This is a genomic window from Amycolatopsis sp. NPDC114504 (genome assembly GCF_055633595.1).
This window is the reverse complement of sequence record NZ_JBVKDU010000006.1, coordinates 101,021-117,630: the sequence shown is the minus strand read 5'-3', so window position 1 is coordinate 117,630 and position 16,610 is coordinate 101,021. Positions and strand designations below refer to the sequence as shown.

At 73.2% G+C, this 16,610-nt stretch carries 15 protein-coding genes; 7 read left to right on the top strand and 8 right to left on the bottom strand.

Features of this window, described 5'->3' with window-relative positions:
• Positions 1–8: 8 nt before the first annotated feature.
• From ACZ7PG_RS42260 to ACZ7PG_RS42250, 3 genes are all read right to left on the bottom strand, one after another.
• Complete coding sequence (locus ACZ7PG_RS42260) at positions 9–1,184, bottom strand: 8-amino-7-oxononanoate synthase (RefSeq protein WP_470244841.1); 1,176 nt, start codon at positions 1,182–1,184, stop codon at positions 9–11.
• A 97-nt stretch (positions 1,185–1,281) separates the two neighbouring features.
• A complete protein-coding gene (locus ACZ7PG_RS42255) occupies positions 1,282–2,898 on the bottom strand; it encodes a DEAD/DEAH box helicase (protein ID WP_470244840.1) in 1,617 nt (538 codons plus the stop codon).
• Between the two features lie 336 nt (positions 2,899–3,234).
• The gene (locus ACZ7PG_RS42250; RefSeq protein WP_470244839.1) at positions 3,235–4,221 is read right to left on the bottom strand and encodes a serine protein kinase RIO; all 987 of its coding nucleotides are present in this window, start codon (positions 4,219–4,221) and stop codon (positions 3,235–3,237) included.
• Between the two features lie 272 nt (positions 4,222–4,493).
• Here ACZ7PG_RS42250 and ACZ7PG_RS42245 point away from each other — a divergent pair, with 272 nt between their 5' ends.
• Positions 4,494–6,023, top strand: a complete 1,530-nt coding sequence (locus tag ACZ7PG_RS42245) for a phytoene desaturase family protein (RefSeq protein ID WP_470244838.1) — start codon at positions 4,494–4,496, stop codon at positions 6,021–6,023.
• A 695-nt stretch (positions 6,024–6,718) separates the two neighbouring features.
• Here ACZ7PG_RS42245 and ACZ7PG_RS42240 read toward each other — a convergent pair.
• Positions 6,719–7,615, bottom strand: a complete 897-nt coding sequence (locus ACZ7PG_RS42240) for an MBL fold metallo-hydrolase (RefSeq protein ID WP_470244837.1) — start codon at positions 7,613–7,615, stop codon at positions 6,719–6,721.
• Positions 7,616–7,715: 100 nt separating this feature from the next.
• On the opposite strand from ACZ7PG_RS42240, the gene ACZ7PG_RS42235 reads away from it, so the two are divergent.
• Together ACZ7PG_RS42235 and ACZ7PG_RS42230 are read left to right on the top strand one after the other, a co-directional pair.
• Complete coding sequence (locus ACZ7PG_RS42235) at positions 7,716–8,159, top strand: cytidine deaminase (RefSeq protein WP_470244836.1); 444 nt, start codon at positions 7,716–7,718, stop codon at positions 8,157–8,159.
• Between the two features lies 1 nt (position 8,160).
• Positions 8,161–9,018, top strand: a complete 858-nt coding sequence (locus ACZ7PG_RS42230; RefSeq protein WP_470244835.1) for a LysR family transcriptional regulator — start codon at positions 8,161–8,163, stop codon at positions 9,016–9,018.
• On the opposite strand, the gene ACZ7PG_RS42225 is transcribed toward ACZ7PG_RS42230, so the two are convergent.
• Positions 8,988–9,542: a suppressor of fused domain protein gene (locus ACZ7PG_RS42225; RefSeq protein WP_470244834.1), complete on the bottom strand. Its 555-nt coding sequence runs from the start codon at positions 9,540–9,542 to the stop codon at positions 8,988–8,990. The genes ACZ7PG_RS42230 and ACZ7PG_RS42225 overlap by 31 nt on opposite strands.
• Positions 9,543–9,626: 84 nt before the next feature.
• On the opposite strand from ACZ7PG_RS42225, the gene ACZ7PG_RS42220 reads away from it, so the two are divergent.
• Complete coding sequence (locus ACZ7PG_RS42220; RefSeq protein ID WP_470244833.1) at positions 9,627–10,697, top strand: NAD(P)/FAD-dependent oxidoreductase; 1,071 nt, start codon at positions 9,627–9,629, stop codon at positions 10,695–10,697.
• 3 nt (positions 10,698–10,700) lie between these two features.
• Here ACZ7PG_RS42220 and yaaA read toward each other — a convergent pair whose 3' ends face one another.
• Positions 10,701–11,447, bottom strand: a complete 747-nt coding sequence (yaaA, locus tag ACZ7PG_RS42215; protein ID WP_470244832.1) for a peroxide stress protein YaaA — start codon at positions 11,445–11,447, stop codon at positions 10,701–10,703.
• A 157-nt stretch (positions 11,448–11,604) separates the two neighbouring features.
• Here yaaA and ACZ7PG_RS42210 point away from each other — a divergent pair, with 157 nt between their 5' ends.
• Positions 11,605–12,570, top strand: a complete 966-nt coding sequence (locus tag ACZ7PG_RS42210) for a GNAT family N-acetyltransferase (protein ID WP_470244831.1) — start codon at positions 11,605–11,607, stop codon at positions 12,568–12,570.
• On the opposite strand, the gene ACZ7PG_RS42205 is transcribed toward ACZ7PG_RS42210, so the two are convergent.
• Together ACZ7PG_RS42205 and ACZ7PG_RS42200 are read right to left on the bottom strand one after the other, a co-directional pair.
• Positions 12,551–13,453 carry a 2-hydroxyacid dehydrogenase gene (locus ACZ7PG_RS42205; protein WP_470244830.1) on the bottom strand — a complete coding sequence of 301 codons (903 nt, stop codon included), beginning with the start codon at positions 13,451–13,453 and terminating at the stop codon, positions 12,551–12,553. The genes ACZ7PG_RS42210 and ACZ7PG_RS42205 overlap by 20 nt on opposite strands.
• Before the next feature lie 49 nt (positions 13,454–13,502).
• Positions 13,503–13,847 carry a VOC family protein gene (locus tag ACZ7PG_RS42200; RefSeq protein ID WP_470244829.1) on the bottom strand — a complete coding sequence of 115 codons (345 nt, stop codon included), beginning with the start codon at positions 13,845–13,847 and terminating at the stop codon, positions 13,503–13,505.
• Between the two features lie 122 nt (positions 13,848–13,969).
• Between ACZ7PG_RS42200 and ACZ7PG_RS42195 the strand changes: the two genes are divergently transcribed.
• Both ACZ7PG_RS42195 and ACZ7PG_RS42190 read left to right on the top strand, forming a co-directional pair.
• The gene (locus tag ACZ7PG_RS42195) at positions 13,970–15,718 is read left to right on the top strand and encodes a proline--tRNA ligase (protein ID WP_470244828.1); all 1,749 of its coding nucleotides are present in this window, start codon (positions 13,970–13,972) and stop codon (positions 15,716–15,718) included.
• Positions 15,718–16,599 carry a DUF8017 domain-containing protein gene (locus ACZ7PG_RS42190; protein WP_470244827.1) on the top strand — a complete coding sequence of 294 codons (882 nt, stop codon included), beginning with the start codon at positions 15,718–15,720 and terminating at the stop codon, positions 16,597–16,599. The genes ACZ7PG_RS42195 and ACZ7PG_RS42190 overlap by 1 nt, the downstream gene beginning before the upstream one ends.
• Positions 16,600–16,610 lie beyond the last annotated feature (11 nt).

Genomic DNA, 16,610 nt, shown 5'->3' with positions numbered 1-16,610 from the left:
GGTAGGGCTCAGCCGGTCGCGCCGCGCGGAGCCGTCGCCGTGATCACCTTCACCGCGCGGTCCACATCGGACTCCGTGAGGTCGGCGCGGGCGGTCAGCCGCAGGCGCGAGATCCCGTCCGGCACCGACGGCGGCCGGAAGCACCCGACCCGGATGCCCTGCTCGGCGCACGCCGCCGCCCACGCGACGGCCGTCTCCGCGGACGGCGCCTGAACGGAGATCACGGCGGCGTCCGGCATGCTCGCCTTCAGCCCGGCCGCCTTCAACGACATCGCCAGGTTGCCGGCGTTCTCCAGCACCTTCTCCGCCATCCCCGGCTCTTCCTTCAGAGCGTGCAACGCGGCCAAGGCGGCGGCGGCGCTCGCGGGCGCCAGCGCGGTGTCGAAGATGAAGCTGCGAGCCGTGTCCACCAGGTGCTTGATCACGCGACGCGGCCCCAGCACCGCCCCGCCCTGGGCACCGAGGGACTTCGACAGCGTCAACGTCGTGACGACGTCGGGCGCGCCCGACAGCCCGGCCGCGTGGACCGCGCCGCGGCCGCCCTCGCCGAGGATGCCGAACCCGTGCGCGTCGTCGACGAGCAGCGCCGCGCCGTGCTCGCGGCAGATCCCGGCCAGCTCGCCGAGCGGGGCGAGGTCGCCGTCGACCGAGAACACCGAGTCGGTGACGACCAGCGCCCGCGGCTTCCGTCGGGTCGCCAGCGCGTTCTTGATCGCCGACGGCGTCGAGTGCGCCACCGCGGCGACGTCGGCCCGCGAGAGCCGGCAGCCCTCGATCAGCGACGCGTGGATGTACTTGTCGGTGACGATCGCGGACTCGGACCCCGACAGCGCGGTCACGGCCCCGAGGTTCGCGGCGAAGCCGGAGGAGAACACCAGCGCCGCCTGCACGCCGCAGAACCGGGCGAGCTCCAGCTCCAGCTCGGTGTGCAGCTCGGTGGAACCGGTCACCAGCCGCGACCCGGTCGACCCGGCGCCCCAGCGCAGCGCGGCGGCCGCGGCGGCCCCGGCGACCCGCTTGTCGCGGGCCAGCCCGAGGTAGTCGTTGCCGGCCAGGTCGAGCTCGTCCGCCTTGGCGGGACGCGGCCGCAGCTGCCGCACGAGCCCCGCGTTCGCCCGCGTCTGCGCCTCGGTGTCGAGCCAGTCGAAAACCTCGTCGGGCGGGAGCGTCGGCGGCGTAGTCACGTCCCGCAGTCTCCCATCCGGGCTTCGCGCGGCCGGGAAGCGGGCCCGGAAACGCCGGAAGCCCCGGACCGGGGTCCGGGGCTTCCGAAGAAACGGATCAGCTGTCGTAGCCGCGACGCGGGCCACGGCTCGGGCGGCCGTAGCCACCGCCGTTGCCCGAGCGGGGCTGACGGCTGCGGCCGCCGAAGCCGGCGGGACGGCCTTCACGGTTGCCGGCACCCTCACGGGAGCCCTGGTGGTACCCGCCGCGGTCGCCCCCGCGGTCACCACGGTCGCCGCCATAGCTGCCGCGGTCGCCGCCACGGTCACGGTCGCCGCCACGGTAACCGCCGCGGTCGCCACCACGGCCGTAGCCGCCGCGGTCACCGCGGAAGCCACCGCCACCGCCGCGACGCGGGTTCTCGCGCCGGCGCTCGATGACCGGCTCGCCGCTGGGCTCCTGGGCACCGGTGATGCGGGACAGCGCCTCGTCACCCGGACGGACCATCGTGGACTCGGCGCGCACGCCGGCCCGGTCGGTCATCCGCTTGACCATGCGGCGCTGGTCGTTGGTGACCAGCGTGACGACGACACCGGACGCCCCGGCGCGCGCCGTGCGGCCCGCGCGGTGCAGGTAGTCCTTGTGGTCGGCCGCCGGGTCGACGTGCAGCACCAGCGAGATGTCGTCGACGTGGATGCCGCGCGCCGCGACGTCCGTGGCGACGAGCACCGGCGAGTGGCCTTCCTTGAAGTCCGCGAGGACGCGGTTGCGCTGCCCCTGCGTCTTGCCGCCGTGCAGGGCCTGCGCGTTCACGCCCTGCTCGCGCAGGCGCTCGGTGAGGCGGTCGACGTGGTGCTTGGTCCGCACGAACATGATCGTGCGACCCTCGCGGGCGCCGATCTGCGTGATGATGTCCTGCTTGTCCTGGTGCGACACCTGGAGCACGTGGTGGTCCATGGTGTCGACGCTCGCGGTCGACGGCGCGACCGAGTGCGTGACGGGGTCGCTCAGGTACTGCCGGACCAGGCGGTTGACGTCACCGTCGAGGGTCGCGGAGAACAGCAGCCGCTGGCCGCCCGGAGGGGTGAGGTCCATGATCTCGCGGACCTGCGGCATGAAGCCCATGTCCGCCATCTGGTCGGCCTCGTCGAGGGCGATGAAGTTGCAGTCGCCCAGGTGCGCGGTGCCCTGCCGGACGTGGTCCGACAGCCGGCCCGGGGTGGCGATCAGCAGGTCGACGCCGCGGGAGAGCGCGTCGGCCTGACGGGCGAAGGCCATGCCGCCGACGGCCGTGCGGCACCACAGGCCGAGGGACTTGGCCAGCGGGGTGAGCGAGTCGGCCACCTGCATGGCCAGCTCACGGGTCGGGACGAGGATCAGCGCGCGGGGGCGCTTCGGGCGGGCCTTGCCGTCGGCGAGCCGGGCCAGCATGGCCAGGCCGAAGGCGAGGGTCTTGCCGGAGCCGGTCTGGGCGCGGCCCAGCACGTCGCGGCCGGCGAGGGCGTCCGGGATGGTGGCGGACTGGATCGGGAACGGGCTGGTGATGCCGGCGTCGGCCAGCGCGCGGAGCAGCGGCTCCGGCAGGCCCAGCTCGGCGAAGGTCCTGGTCGCGACGGTCTCGACAGCGTCATCGCGCAGCATGTCCCCACCGGCGGGGCGCTGACGCGGCCGACGGTCGGGACGGTCCGCGTGCGCGGACGTCGAGGAAGGACCAGAGTTGAACGTGACTGTCACAAATGCCTCTCGGACGTGGTTCGTCACAAGGAGGCCCGGGCTCCCCGCGCGCAGGCAGGGCAAGATGGTGTGCGGTGGGCGTTCACAGGGACGGACCCCGGCACACTGTGTCTTGCACTTTCCGACACTGCGCGCCGCTTTTGGGAATTACGGTGGATTGCGATCACCGCGAGCCATTCGGTGGCTCTGGAGGCGACGGACACCAACTCATCCACGCCGCCGGTGCGGTCTGAATCGATAGTACCTGAGGGGGGCCTGGTCCTCCGCATGGAGGTAACCGGTTGTGGGCGGCGTCGCAGACGTGTTCCGTGCCACATCCGCGACGCCGCCGTGAGATCACCCGAGCCCGGCGGCGGAAACGAGCTCCGTGAGCAGCTCGTCGGTCCGCGTGACGTGCTCGCCGAGGCCGCGGCCGTGGAACCAGCCGGCGAGGTTGCGCACGTCCCGCGCGAGGAACTCGACGCCGCCGGGGTTGGCGACGACGTCGACCACCTGCGGCAGGTCGATCACCACCAGCCGGCCCCGATGCACGAGCACGTTGTACGCCGAGAGGTCGCCGTGCGCGAGACCTTCCGAGGCGAGCAGCTCGAGCGCCGCGGTGGCCTGGAACCACAGGTCCTTCAGCTCGGCCGGCTCCGGGCGCACCTGGGCCAGCCGGGGTGCGGCCGTCCCGTCGTCCTCGCCGAGAAACTCGAGGAGCAGTTCGGTGCCGTTGCGCTGCACCGGGTACGGCACGGGGGCGCCGAGCGTCCACAAGCGACTCAGCGCGGCGAACTCCGCCACGGTCCACTGTTCGGCGATCAGGTTGCGGCCGAACGCGCTGCGGTGCTCGATCGCGCGCATCTCGCGGGAACGACGCATCCGCCGTCCTTCGAGGTAGCCCGCGTCGCGGTGGAACAGCTTGTGTTCGTCGCTGCGGTAGCGCTTCGCGGCGAGCAGCGTGCCGGGGGTGCCGGGCAGGCCGCGTCGCAGCAGGTGGACGTCGGCCTCCTTGCCGGTCTTGAGGACGCCGAGGTCGGTGTCGACGGCGGCGAGCTCGGTGACGACCCAGTCGGGCCGCGGGATCGGGCCGTGTTCGGCGTCGTCCCAGGTGGACCAGCGGTCGGCGCCGTCCGGCAGCTGGTTTTCGGTGTAGGCGTCGTCGCGGAGCTTGGCGAGCCGGACGCGTTCGCCTTCGGTGAGCCGCCCGCGGCGGGTGGGCTCGGGTTCGTCGTCGTACCGCGCGCGGCGGGTCGGCCGTTCGCGGGTTTCCTGCTCGAGCCGCCCGCGGCGCGACGGGCGCTCGTCGGAAAGGTCGAAGTCTTCGAAGTCGTGCTGGCGCACTGGTGGGGTTCTCCTTGGTCAGGGATGCCCCACCGGGCGCGTGATCAGCCTCGGGGGGCGGGTGGGCGAGGGCACGAAAAGGCCCGGACATCCATCACGACAGGCACCTCCCGGCTCTCGAACCCCCGGCTCCCTGCCGGTTGCGGTCCAGCTTGCCGGACCGATCCGGGGCCGCGCAACCGAATAGCGCGAAAGGACCGTTCGCGACGTTTCCTTGAATTCCGCCGGCGGGCGTGGTCACGTTGGAGGGCAGGCTCACCGAGGAGGGGTGGATGGATTCCTACGACGTCGTGGTCGTCGGCGGCGGGCACAACGGGCTGGTGGCGGCCGCGTACCTGGCGCGGGCGGGCCGGTCGGTGCTCGTGCTCGAACGGCGCGGGGAGACCGGCGGCGCCGCCGTGTCGTTCCGCGCGTTCGACGGCGTCGACGTCCGGCTTTCGCGCTATTCCTACCTGGTCAGCCTGCTGCCGAAGAAGGTCGTGGCCGACCTCGGTCTCGACGTGCGGCTGAAGCGGCGCCGGATGTCGTCCTACACGCCGGCTGGCGACTCGGGTCTCCTTGTCGACACGGGGGATGACGGCCGGACGGCGTCGTCGTTCCGCGCGATCACCGGTTCCGCGGCGGACTTCGCGGCGTGGCGCCGGTTCTCGGAGCTGACCGGCGGTGTCGCCGGACGCGTCTTCGGCACCCTCACCGAGCCACTGCTGTCCGAAGTGGACTTCCGCTCGCGGGTGGGTGACCCCGAGGCGTGGTCGATGCTGTTCGAGCGGCCGATCGGCGAGACGCTCACGTCGTGGTTCGGCGACGACACGGTCCGCGGCGTCGTCCTGACCGACGCCCTGATCGGCACGTTCGCCGCGGCGGACGCCGAGGACCTGCGGCAGAACCGCTGCCTGCTCTACCACGTGATCGGCAACGGAACCGGCGACTGGGACGTCCCGGTCGGCGGCATGGGCGCGGTCACCGGCTCGCTGGCGGCGGTGGCCGCCGGAGCGGGTGCGCGGTTGGTGACCGGGGCGGAGGTGCTGTCGATCGACCCGGACGGCGAGGTGCGCTACCGCCGTGACGACGCCGAGCACGTCGTGCGTGGCGGGCACATCCTGGCGAACGTCGCACCGGAAACACTGGCGCGACTACTGGGTGAGGAGCCACCGGAGCGGCCGGAAGGCGCGCAGCTGAAGGTGAACATGGTGCTGTCCCGGCTGCCGAAGCTGCGCGACCCGCACGTCGACCCGGCGGAGGCGTTCGGCGGCACGTTCCACGTCAACGAGACGTACACCCAGCTGGAGACGGCGTACCGCGAGGCGGCGGCGGGGAAGATCCCGACGCTGCCGCCGTGCGAGATCTATTGCCATTCGCTGACGGACCCATCGATCCTCGGCCCGGCCGAACGCGCAGCCGGCGTCCAGACCCTGACGTTGTTCGGCTTGCACATGCCCGCGCGGCTCTTCGAAGGGCGGAATGAGGAGGCACGCGAAGCGGCGTTGCGCGCGACGCTGGCTTCGCTGAACAGCGTGCTGGCCGAGCCGATCGAGGACTGCCTGCTGACGAGCCCGGACGGCAAGCCGTGCGTGGAGGCGAAGACCCCGCTGGACCTGGAGGCCGAGCTGGGCCTGCCGGCCGGCCACATCTTCCACCGCGACCTGTCCTGGCCGTTCGCGACGGACCAGGCCCAGGAGGGCACATGGGGAGTGGAAACAGCGCACGAACGCGTACTGCTGTGCGGCGCGGGAGCGCTGCGAGGAGGTGGCGTCAGCGGAATCCCCGGCCACAACGCGGCGATGGCGGTGCTGGGCATGTGAGCGGCCAAGGTCGGTCAGACCTCCGGACCGGCGCCCCGCGGCTCGCGGCGCGGGACCGCGGGGTCGGGCTGCGTGGGTCGGGCTGGTGCGGCGGGCCCGAGGCTGCCCGGCTGAGGCCTGGCTGTCGGGCCGAGACCCGGCCGCTCGGCTGAGCCCGGCTGCCCGCCCGAGTCCCGGCCGCTCGGCTGAGCCCAGGCCACTCGGCTGGGACCCCGGCCACCCGGTCGCCTGGCTGAGCCCGGCGGCCTCGCTGAACCCAGGCCGCCCGGCCGGCCCCCGGCGGCCCGGCCGGCACCCGGGGGCCCGGCTGAGCCCTGGCGGCCCGGCCGAGTCCCGGCCGCCCGGCTGAGGCCTGGCTGTCCGCCTGAGGTCCTGCCGCCCGGCTGCGCCAGGCGGCCCGGCCGAGCCCCGGCCGCTTGGCTGAGGCCTAGCTGTCCGCCTGAGGTCCTGCCGCGCGGCTGCGCGCCAGGCTGTCCGGCCGAGCCAAGTTGCCCGGCTGGGGCCCGGTCGCCTGGCTGAGCCCGGCTGCCCCGCTGAGCCCCAGCCGCCCGGTTGAGGCCTGGCCGCCCAGCTGAGCCCGGCCGCCTTGCTGGGGCCGGGCCGTGGCGAACTCGCGACCGCGCCGGCGAAGGCCGGCCACTGCGGCGAGCACCCCGCTGCGGCAGGACCCGGCCACCGGCCCGACCGTTCCTCCATCAGCCCCGGGCGTCCTCGTGCTCGGCGCACAAACACCCGACCCCAGGCTCGATCCACTCCTGCCCAGCCCACTCGGGATGGCGCCCGACAAGCAGCGAACGCACCTCCGCAGCAATCTCACTCACGCCAAGCCCCGAGTCCCGCCGACGCCACGTCTCATCCCGCAGCTCGCGCAGATAGTCACGAACATCGGTGAGCACCGAAACCCCACCGACCTCTCCATGCCCCGGCACCACCACCCGGGGCCCGTCGAGCACCAGCCGGTCCAGGACCTCCAGCCAGCCGATGCCAGTGACGTCCGTGTCATGCGGTGGGAACCACGGCAGGATCGCGAACTGCCCGGTCTCGGCCAGGTCGCCGGTGAACAGCACGCCGGCGTCCGGGACCTCGACTACCTGGTCACCGAGGGTGTGGCCACGGCCCGTGGGCCGCAGCCGGACGGTCCGGCCGCCCAGGTCGAGCTCGTGGGTTCCCTCGTACACAACGTCCGGCACCGGCACCTGGACGTCCTCCAGCCGGGCCGCGATCGCCGGGTCCAGGCCGCGGAACATCTCGAGGTAGCCCGCTCCCTTCGTCGCGAGGTCGTCGGCCTGGGCGCGGTTGACCAGATACGTCGCCTCGCCGGCGAACACCTGCGCGCCGTACGCGTGCTCGGGGTGGAAGTGCGTTGTCGTCAGGAAGAGGCGGCGGCCCGCGGCCACCGACGTCGCGAACGCGAGTACCTCCGACGCGTTCTCGGTGCCCAGGCCCGTGTCGACCACCAGGACGGCCTCCGTGCCGCCGATGACGCCGATGTTGGGCACGAGGTCGACGCGGGCGTTCGGGATCAGCAGCAGGTCCGGCGCGAGCTCGCGGGCGCCGGCCACCCGCACGGCGGGATCGGTCATGTCGGTCATGCCCCGATTCCACCGCCGGGACACGACCGCCGTCCAAGACCGATCGCGTGGTGCCGATACCCGGCGGACATCGTCGCCGGTCGGGGTTACTGTTCGGCCCATGGCAGTGGATCAGGAACTCGTGGACGCGGCGATCGCGCTGGCGCGCACCCGGTTCGGGGGCACGCCGTGGTCCGGGGCGGCGGCGCTGCGCCTCGACGACGGCACGGTGCTCACGAGCACGGCCCCGGAATTCCCGAACCAGGGTGTCAGCCTGTGCCACGAAACCGGCGCGATCTGCGAGGCCTTCAAGCTGGACAGGCGCGTCACCGGCTCGGTGTGCGTGACCGCCGCGGACGAAGACCGCGGCTACTGGGTCCTGGCCCCCTGCGGGGTCTGCCAGGAACGGCTCTTCGCCCACGGCCCGGACGTCGAGGTCGCCGTGCCCGAGCCCGCGGATCCGCGCCGGTGGCGGGCCCTGCGGCTGCGGGACGTCCAGCCGCACTGGTTCGCGCGCGTGTTCCCCGACGACGTCTGGCCCTTCGAGGCCGAGCAACCACACTGAGATGGAGCTGCGCACGCTTCGGTACTTCGTGGCCGTCGCCGAGGAACTCCACTACGGCCGGGCCGCCGCGCGGCTGCACATGAGCCAGCCGCCGCTGAGCCGGGCGATCAAGCAGCTGGAGGCCGACGTCGGCGCCGTCCTGCTGGTGCGCTCGGCCGCGGGCGTCGCGCTCACCCCGGCCGGCGCGGCACTGCTCGAGGAGGCGCGTGCCCTGCTGGAGCAAGCCGAACGGGCGAGGGCGCGCGTGGCCGGCGCCGCGACGATCACCGTCGGCCTCCTTGCCGACAGCGCCGACCCGGACGCCACGCGGCTGGCCGACGCCTACCGCCGGCAGCACCCGGGCCTCGAGGTCCGCGTCCGGGACACGGACCTGACCGACCCGACGTGCGGGCTGCGCGCCGGGCTGGTCGACGTCGCGCTGACCCGCGGGCCGTTCGACGAGACCGGCCTGACCGTGCACCGGCTGCGCGCCGACCCGGTGGGCGCGGTGCTGCGCGCCGACGACCCGCTGGCCCGCCGCGACCACCTGGAGCTGGCCGACCTGGCCGATCGGCGCTGGTTCCGGTTCCCGGACGGCACCGACCCGGTCTGGCAGGCGTACTGGCACGGCGGCGAGCCGCGCGAGGGACCGGTGGTCCGCGCGGTCCAGGAATGCCTGCAGGCCGTGCTCTGGAACGGCACCGTCGGGCTGATGCCGCTCGGCCACCGGCCGCCCGGCGACCTGACGGTGGTGCCGCTCACCGATCTGGCGCCGAACCCGGTGGTCGTCGCCTGGAAGGAGGCGAGCCCGCTGGTCCGGTCGTTCGTCGGGCTCGCGACCGCCGCGTATCAGACGATCGGCGGGCGCCGGACGTCGTAGAGGTCCCAGTCCAGCTGCCAGAACGCGTCGATGCCGTGCTCGCGGATGTACTTCCGCTCGGTGTCGTACACCGGGTAGCAGCCGGCGATGCTGATGGGCGCGCCACCGATGTCGATCAGCGTGTACTGGTGCGCGTCGAGCCCGGCGGGCGCGGACACGGCGAAAGCGGTCATCGAGGACTCGGGCGCGATCGGCTCGCCGAAGTCGATGGTGTCGCCGTAGACGAACGGGCAGGTGCCCCGCAGCTGCTCGGCGAGGTAGCCGATGGCCAGTGCCCACACCGGGTCGTCCGACCGGACGCTGATCCACAGCTCCGGTTTCACGCCGTGCCATTCGTCGTGGTCGGCCAGCGAAAGGCCGTACGTCACCCCGGTCAGGTATCTCGGCTCCGGCTCGTCGGCGTAGACGAACGCGATGACGTCGTCGAGCCCGGCGTGGGTCGACGCGATCGGCTGCAGCCGGGGTTCGGCGCTCCCGGTCACGGTGTCGAGATGGGCGACATACCGCTCGGCACGGCTGGGCATGGCGCGCAGCATACGACCGGTCACCCGGTGGCGTCGGGCAATCTCGGTGGCCCGGGCGCGGCACGGTCGGGCAGGGTGGGGGACATGCGAGTGCTTGTGATCGGCAGTGGAATCGGCGGCGCGGCAACGGCCTGGCACCTGGCGGGCCGGGGCGCGGAGGTGGTCGTGGCGGACGCGGCCCGGCCGGGGACGGCCACCGAAGCCGGCGCCGGGATCGTCAGCCCGTGGACGTCGCGCTGGGAAGACGCCCTGTACCCGCTCGCGGCGGCGGCCGGCCGGTACTACCGCGAGTTCACGGCGGAGCTCGAGGATTCGTCGTTCGAGGTCGTCGGCGGGATGATCGTGTCGGCCGACGACGCCGAGCTGGCCGAGGCGCGGGACCGGCTGACCGCGCGGGCCGCGGACGCACCCGAGATCGGCGAGATCCGGCGGCTCGACCCGGTCCAGGCACGCGAGTTGTTCCCGGCGCTGGCGCCCGGGCTGGGCGCGGTGCACCTGGCGGGCGCGGGCCGCGTCGACGGTCACCGGCTGCGCCGGGCGCTGCTGGCGGCCGCCGAGCGCCGGGGCGCGAAGTTCGTCGAAGGCGAGGTCGCGTTCCGGGCCGACGGGACGGTCGCGGGCGCGGCGGGCCCGCTGGAGGCGGACAGCGTCGTGGTCGCGGCCGGCGCGTGGAGCCGGGAACTGCTGGCACCGCTGGGGATCGACCTGCCGGTGACGCCGCACCGCGGCCAGATCAGCCACTTCGACCTGCCGGACACGGACACGTCGGCGTGGCCGGTGGTGCTCCCGCGCACGAGCCACTACCTGCTGGCGTTCGCCGGCGGCCGGGTGGTGGCGGGCGCGACGCGCGAGGCGGAGGCCGGCTTCGACTACCGCGTGACGGCAGCCGGCCAGCGCGAAGTGCTGGACAACGCGCTGACGGTGGCCCCGGGCCTGGCGGACGCGACCCTGGCGGAGACCCGCGTCGGCTTCCGCCCGGGCACCCCGGACGGCTTGCCGATCCTGGGCGCGCTGCGGCCGGGACTGGCGGTGTCGACGGGCTTCGGCGCCGGCGGGCTGACGAACGCGCCGTTCGCGGGGAAGCTGATCGCGTCGATCGCGCTGGGGGAGGACCCGGGGTTCGACCTGACGCCGTTCGCCCCGGACCGCTTCTGACCGTCAGCCTTCGGTGACCAGCTCCAGCGCGTGCTCGCCGGTGCGTTCCACCACCAGGCCGGCCCTCCGGATCACCTTCACCAGCTGGTCCACAGTGGACGGTTCGGCCCGCGTGACCGCCAGCTCGCGCGCCAGGCGGCCCTTGTACGCCTTGTTGAAGTGGCTGACCGTCACGCGCTCGCCGCGGGCGTTCTCCGTCACGACGCGGACCGTCACCGCGTCCGGGCGCAGCTTCGCGAACGCCGAGTACGTGCCCGAGCGCAGGTCCACCACCAGGCCCTCCACCTGCTGCAACACCGGTTCGAGGACCGGCTTCCAGTGCCCGCGGACCGTCCCCAGAGCCGGCAGCGAGTTCCCGCCCGAAAGCCGGTACGCGGGGATCGGGTCGGTCGCCGACACGACGCCGAACAGCGACGACGTCACCACCAGCCGCCGGTGCGCCTTCTCCAGGCCGGCCTTCGTGAAGCTCTTCACGTCGAGAGCGTCGTACAGCACGCCCGTGTAGCGGCGCAGCGCCGGCATCGTCGGCGACGAGAACAGCTCCGCGTTGCGCGCCACCTCGCCGGACTGGCGCTCGGTGAGGCCCAGGGCCGCGACGCTGCCCGGGACGTCACGGGCCAGTTCGGCGAGCGCGTCGGCGAGCTTCGCGCGTGCCGGGTTGAGCTCGGGGAACGACAGCGCGCCGAGGTCGAGGGGGCCGCCGCGGCCGCCGTCGGCCTTGGTCTCGGAGGGAGGAAGGAGCACCAGCACATACCGAGCGTACTGTGCCGATGTTTGCCACTCCGGCCACAGCTACGGCCGAATGGTCTCGTATCAACGTTCACCTGACGTACCGGGGGCGGCCTGCTTTTGGCCGGAGCGGCAAATCGGGGTGCGCGGACGCCGCCGTCCGGCCTAGCCTCGCGCCATGGACCTCACCTGGCGCCCGTTGACCCTCGACGACGTCCCCGCGTTCGCCCGGCTCTACGCCGCCGCGGAGGAGGTCGACAAGACGGGTGACCACTTCAGCGACGAAGACCTCCGCGAGGAGCTCGAAGGGCCCAACATCGACCTGGCCCGCGCCACGATCGGCGCCTGGGCGGGGGAGACGCTCGTCGGCTACGGCCTGATCCGCCGCCGCGACGCCGCGAACCCCGTCCACATGCTCCGGCTCCAGTCGGTCGTGCGCCCGGAGTACCGGGCCGCCGCCGTCGGCGCTCACCTGGTCGAGTGGTTTTCGCGCACCGGCCGCGAGGTCAACGAGCGCACCTTCCCGGACGCACCGTTCGAGCTGCACCACGGCCAGCACCAGAACGAGCGCTGGATCGCCGGCGTGCTCGCCGGCGCCGGGTACACGCACGCGCGGACGATGGTCAACATGCGCGTCGGCCTCGCCGACCTGCTGCCGCAGCCGCCGCTGCCCGACGGCATCGAGGTGGTCCCGTTCGACTTCAAGCACGACCTCGCCGTGCTCGACGCCCGCAACGACACCTTCGGCGACCACTGGGGCAGCACGCGCTACGAACCCGACGCCTGGCGCCACCTGGTCACCGGCTCGAAGGACTTCCGGCCCGACCTGTCGTACCTCGTCCTCGACGGCGACAAGGTCCTCGCGTTCGTGCTGAGCCACTTCTACGCGTCCGAAGCCGAGGCGACGGGCGTCCGCGAGCACTACGCCAGCTGGGTGGGAACGCGGGCGGTGCTGCGCGGCCGCGGCGTCGCGTCGGGGCTGCTGGGGCACACGCTCGTCGCGGCGAAAGCGGCGGGGTTCGACCGGTCGGCGCTGAACGTCGACGTCGACAACGCGCACCGCGCCCTCGGCGTCTACGAGCGGTGCGGCTACCGCGTCGACGACGAGTGGCACGTGTACGTGCTCACTCCGCCACGAGGTTGAGCAGTTCCTCGCCCTTCGCGTACCTCCGCAGCTGCTCCGCCGCGAGTTTCTTCGCGCGCGGGTAGAACGACGCCGACCCGCCGGCGATGTGCGGGGTGATCACCACCCCCGGGACCGTCCACAGTGGATGGTCCGCGGGCAGTGGTTCCGGGTCCACGACGTCGAGTCCCGCGCGCAGGCGTCCGGTGCGCGTCTCCGCCAGGAGGGCGCCGGTGTCGATCGCCGTGCCGCGGCCGACGTTCACCACCAGGGCGTCGTCCGGCAGCGCGGCCAGGGCCTTCGCGTCGAGCAGGCCGCGCGTCGCGGGGGTGTCCGGGAGGATCAGCACCACGATGTCGGCCCGGGGCAGCAGGTCCGGTAGCTCGGCGACGCCGTGGACGTCCTCGTCCGGCCGCGCGCGGCTCGCCACCCGGGTCACCACCGCTTCCGCGGCGACGAGCTGACGTTCGATCGCCCGCCCGATCGAGCCGTGGCCGACCAGGAGCACGCGGCTGTCGGCGAGCGACCGCGTGTGCTCGCGGGTCCATTCGCCGCGCGCCTGCTGCGCGATCCAGCGGGGCAGGTCGCGCTGCGCCGCGTGGATCAGCGCGAGGGCGTGCTCGGCGACGCTCAGGTCGTGCAGCCCCCGCCCGTTCGCCAGCCGCACCCCCTCGGGCAGCAGCGGCACCAGCGTCTCGACGCCGGCCGACAGCGACTGCACCACCCGCAGCGACGGCAGCTCCCCGATGAGCTTCGGCGGCTCGGCCCCGCGGTCGTACGGCAGCACGTAGAACTCGACGTCGTCCAGCCCGGCCGGCGGAGGCTCGACACCGTCGTAATAGGCGGCTTCGAGCCCCTCCGGTACCTCGATGTCGGTCCACGGAAGCAGTACGCGAGCGCTCATGCCGCCTTTCTACCCGCTGGCGCGTGTGGTGTCCCCGCAGGTCGGCGGCTCACCCCGAGACGCAGAACTCGTTGCCCTCCGGATCCGTCAGCACCGTCCACGCCAGCCCGGGCACCTCGTGCTCCGCCACCTCCGTGGCCCCCAGCCCGACGAGTCGCTTCACCTCCGCCCCGCGATCGTCCCCGCCGAAGTCGACGTGGACCCGGTTCTTCCCCGCGCGGGGCTCCGGCACCCGCTGCAACCCCAGCGGCAGCCCGCCCTCCGGCGGCGCCAGCACCAGGAACTCGCCTCCGTAATCCTGCGCCACCGTCGTGCCCAGTGCCGCCGTCCAGAACTCCGCCAGACCGCGCGGATCCGCGCAGTCGATCGTGATCATGCCCATGTGGATCGCCATGCCCCGAAGCTAGCGGCGACCACCGACAAAAACCGGCCGCCGAGTAACCCGTTGGAGTCACGGCCGGGGGAGTGACTACCCTGAGCGGGACTTTCACACCCGCCCGGAGCAGGGAGCTCGCAGTGATCACCAGGACTTCGTCGTTGTTCCTTCGCACCTTGCGCGAGGATCCGGCGGACGCCGAGGTACCGAGCCACCGGCTCCTGGTACGCGCCGGCTACGTCCGCCGGGTCGCCCCGGGCGGGTACTCGTGGCTGCCCCTCGGCCTGCGCGTGCTTCGCCGCGTCGAAAACATCGTGCGCGACGAGATGAACGCCATCGGCGCGCAGGAGATCCAGTTCCCCGCGCTGCTGCCGAAGGAGCCCTACGAGGCGACCGGCCGCTGGACCGAGTACGGCGACGCGCTCTTCCGCCTGAAGGACCGCAAGGGCGCCGACTACCTCCTCGGCCCGACGCACGAAGAGCTCTTCACGCTGACGGTCAAGGGCGAGTTCAACTCCTACCGCGACTACCCGGTCACGCTGTACCAGATCCAGACGAAGTACCGCGACGAAGCGCGTCCCCGCGCCGGCATCCTGCGCGGCCGCGAGTTCGTCATGAAGGACTCGTACTCCTTCGACCTCGACGACGAGGGCCTGGAGCGCTCCTACCAGGCCCACCGCGCCGCCTACACGAAGCTGTTCGACCGCCTCGGCCTCGAGTACGTGGTCGTGAAGGCGACGTCGGGCGCCATGGGCGGCTCGGCGTCCGAGGAGTTCCTCGCGGTCGCGGAGACGGGTGAGGACACCTACGTCCGCAGCACGGAGTCGGGCTACGCGGCGAACGTCGAGGCCGTCGTGACGCCCGTGCCGGCCGCGCAGCCCGTCGAGGGCCGCCCCGAGGCGCAGGTGCACCACACGCCGAACACCCCGACCATCGAGTCGCTGGTGAACTTCCTCAACGCCGCCGGGCTCGGCCGCGAGTTCACCGCCGCGGACACGCTGAAGAACGTCATGCTCAAGGCGCGTCAGCCGGGCGCGAAGGAGTGGGAGCTGGTCTGCGTCGCGCTCCCCGGCGACCGCGAAGTGGACATGAAGCGCCTCGAAGCGTCGCTGGAGCCGGCCGAGGTCGCGCTGCTCGACGAGGCCGACTTCGCCAAGAACCCGTTCCTGGTCAAGGGCTACATCGGCCCGAAGGCGCTGCAGGACAACGGCGTGCGCTACCTCGCCGACCCCCGGATCGTGCCCGGCACCGCCTGGGTCACCGGGGCCGACAAGGTCGACCACCACGTCGTCGACCTGCTGGCCGGCCGCGACTTCACCCCGGACGGCACCATCGAGGCCGCCGAGGTCCGCGAGGGCGACGCGTCGCCGGACGGCCACGGCACCCTGGTCGCCGCGCGCGGCATCGAGATCGGGCACATCTTCCAGCTCGGCCGCAAGTACGCGGACGCGTTCGAGCTCGACGCGCTCGGCCCCGACTCCAAGCCGATCCGGATCACGATGGGCTCCTACGGCGTCGGCGTCTCGCGGCTGGTCGCCGTGCTCGCCGAGCAGAACCACGACGACCTCGGCCTGATCTGGCCGCGCGAGGTCTCGCCGTTCGACGTGCACATCGTCATGGCGGGCAAGGACGACGCGGTGCGCGCCGGCGCCGAGAAGCTCGCCGCCGAGCTGGACACCGCCGGTCTCGAGATCATCCTCGACGACCGCAAGGCGACCCCGGGCGTCAAGTTCGCCGACGCCGAGCTGGTCGGCGTGCCGACCATCCTCGTGGTCGGGCGCGGCCTGGCCAACGGCGTCGTCGAGGTCAAGGACCGGCGCACGGGCGAGCGCGAGGAGATCGCGGTCGACGCCGTCGTCGAGCACCTGGTCAAGCTCGTCCGGTCCTGATGGGCCGGTTCTCCCGGCGTTCCGAAGACCCGACGCCGGGATACGAGGACAACGAGGCGCTCCGCGGGTTCGGCGGCTACGAACCCGCGGACGCGCCTTCTCCCGAACCGCCGCGTGCGCGGCCGAAGCGGATCCGCCCGGCGCCGAAGCCGCTGAAGTGGCGGCGGGCGCCGTGGCTAGGGCTCGTGCTCATCGCCCTGATCGCGGGCGTGCTGAACGCGCTGGGCGTCGGCAAGGCGCACCAGACGTCGTCGACGCCGACATCGCGGCCGCCGCGGGTGGAGACGCCGGCGCCGCGGACGGTCGTCCCCGCGGTGACGAGCGGCTGGCAGTCCGTCGCGGCCCGGGACGGGTCGTACGCCTACGACGTCCCGCCGTCCTGGGAACCGGCGCCGACCACCCAGCACGGCTGGGACCAGCCGGCGATCCGGCTGATCACGAGCGCGTTCCTGGGCAAGGACTTCTGCGCCCGGGACACGCTGGGCGGCGCGGGCGTCACCACCGAGCCGCTCGCCGACCCCGAGGCGGCGGCCCGCAAGGTCGCGACGGACCTGGCGACCGGCGCGTACGGCGGGACGTCCCAGGTCGGACCGGGCACGGACGCCCAGCTGACGAAAGCGGACGGCACCCAGGCCCCGGCCCGGATCGTGGTCGCCGAAGTGATCCCCGCGGCAACGGGCGAGTGCGCGGCGAAGCACGCGTTGGTCGCCGCGATGGCGTTCGGCACCGGGAGCGCGTCGGGCGTGGTGGTGGCGTACGCGGACAGTGACCGCTCCGGACCGGCGATCCGCGAAGACCTGCTGGGGATCGTGAAGAGCTACCGGTTCGTGCCGGCCGCGGACCGGAGCACGACGACCCCGCCGCCGACCACCTACCGCTGAGCGCCGGGGTT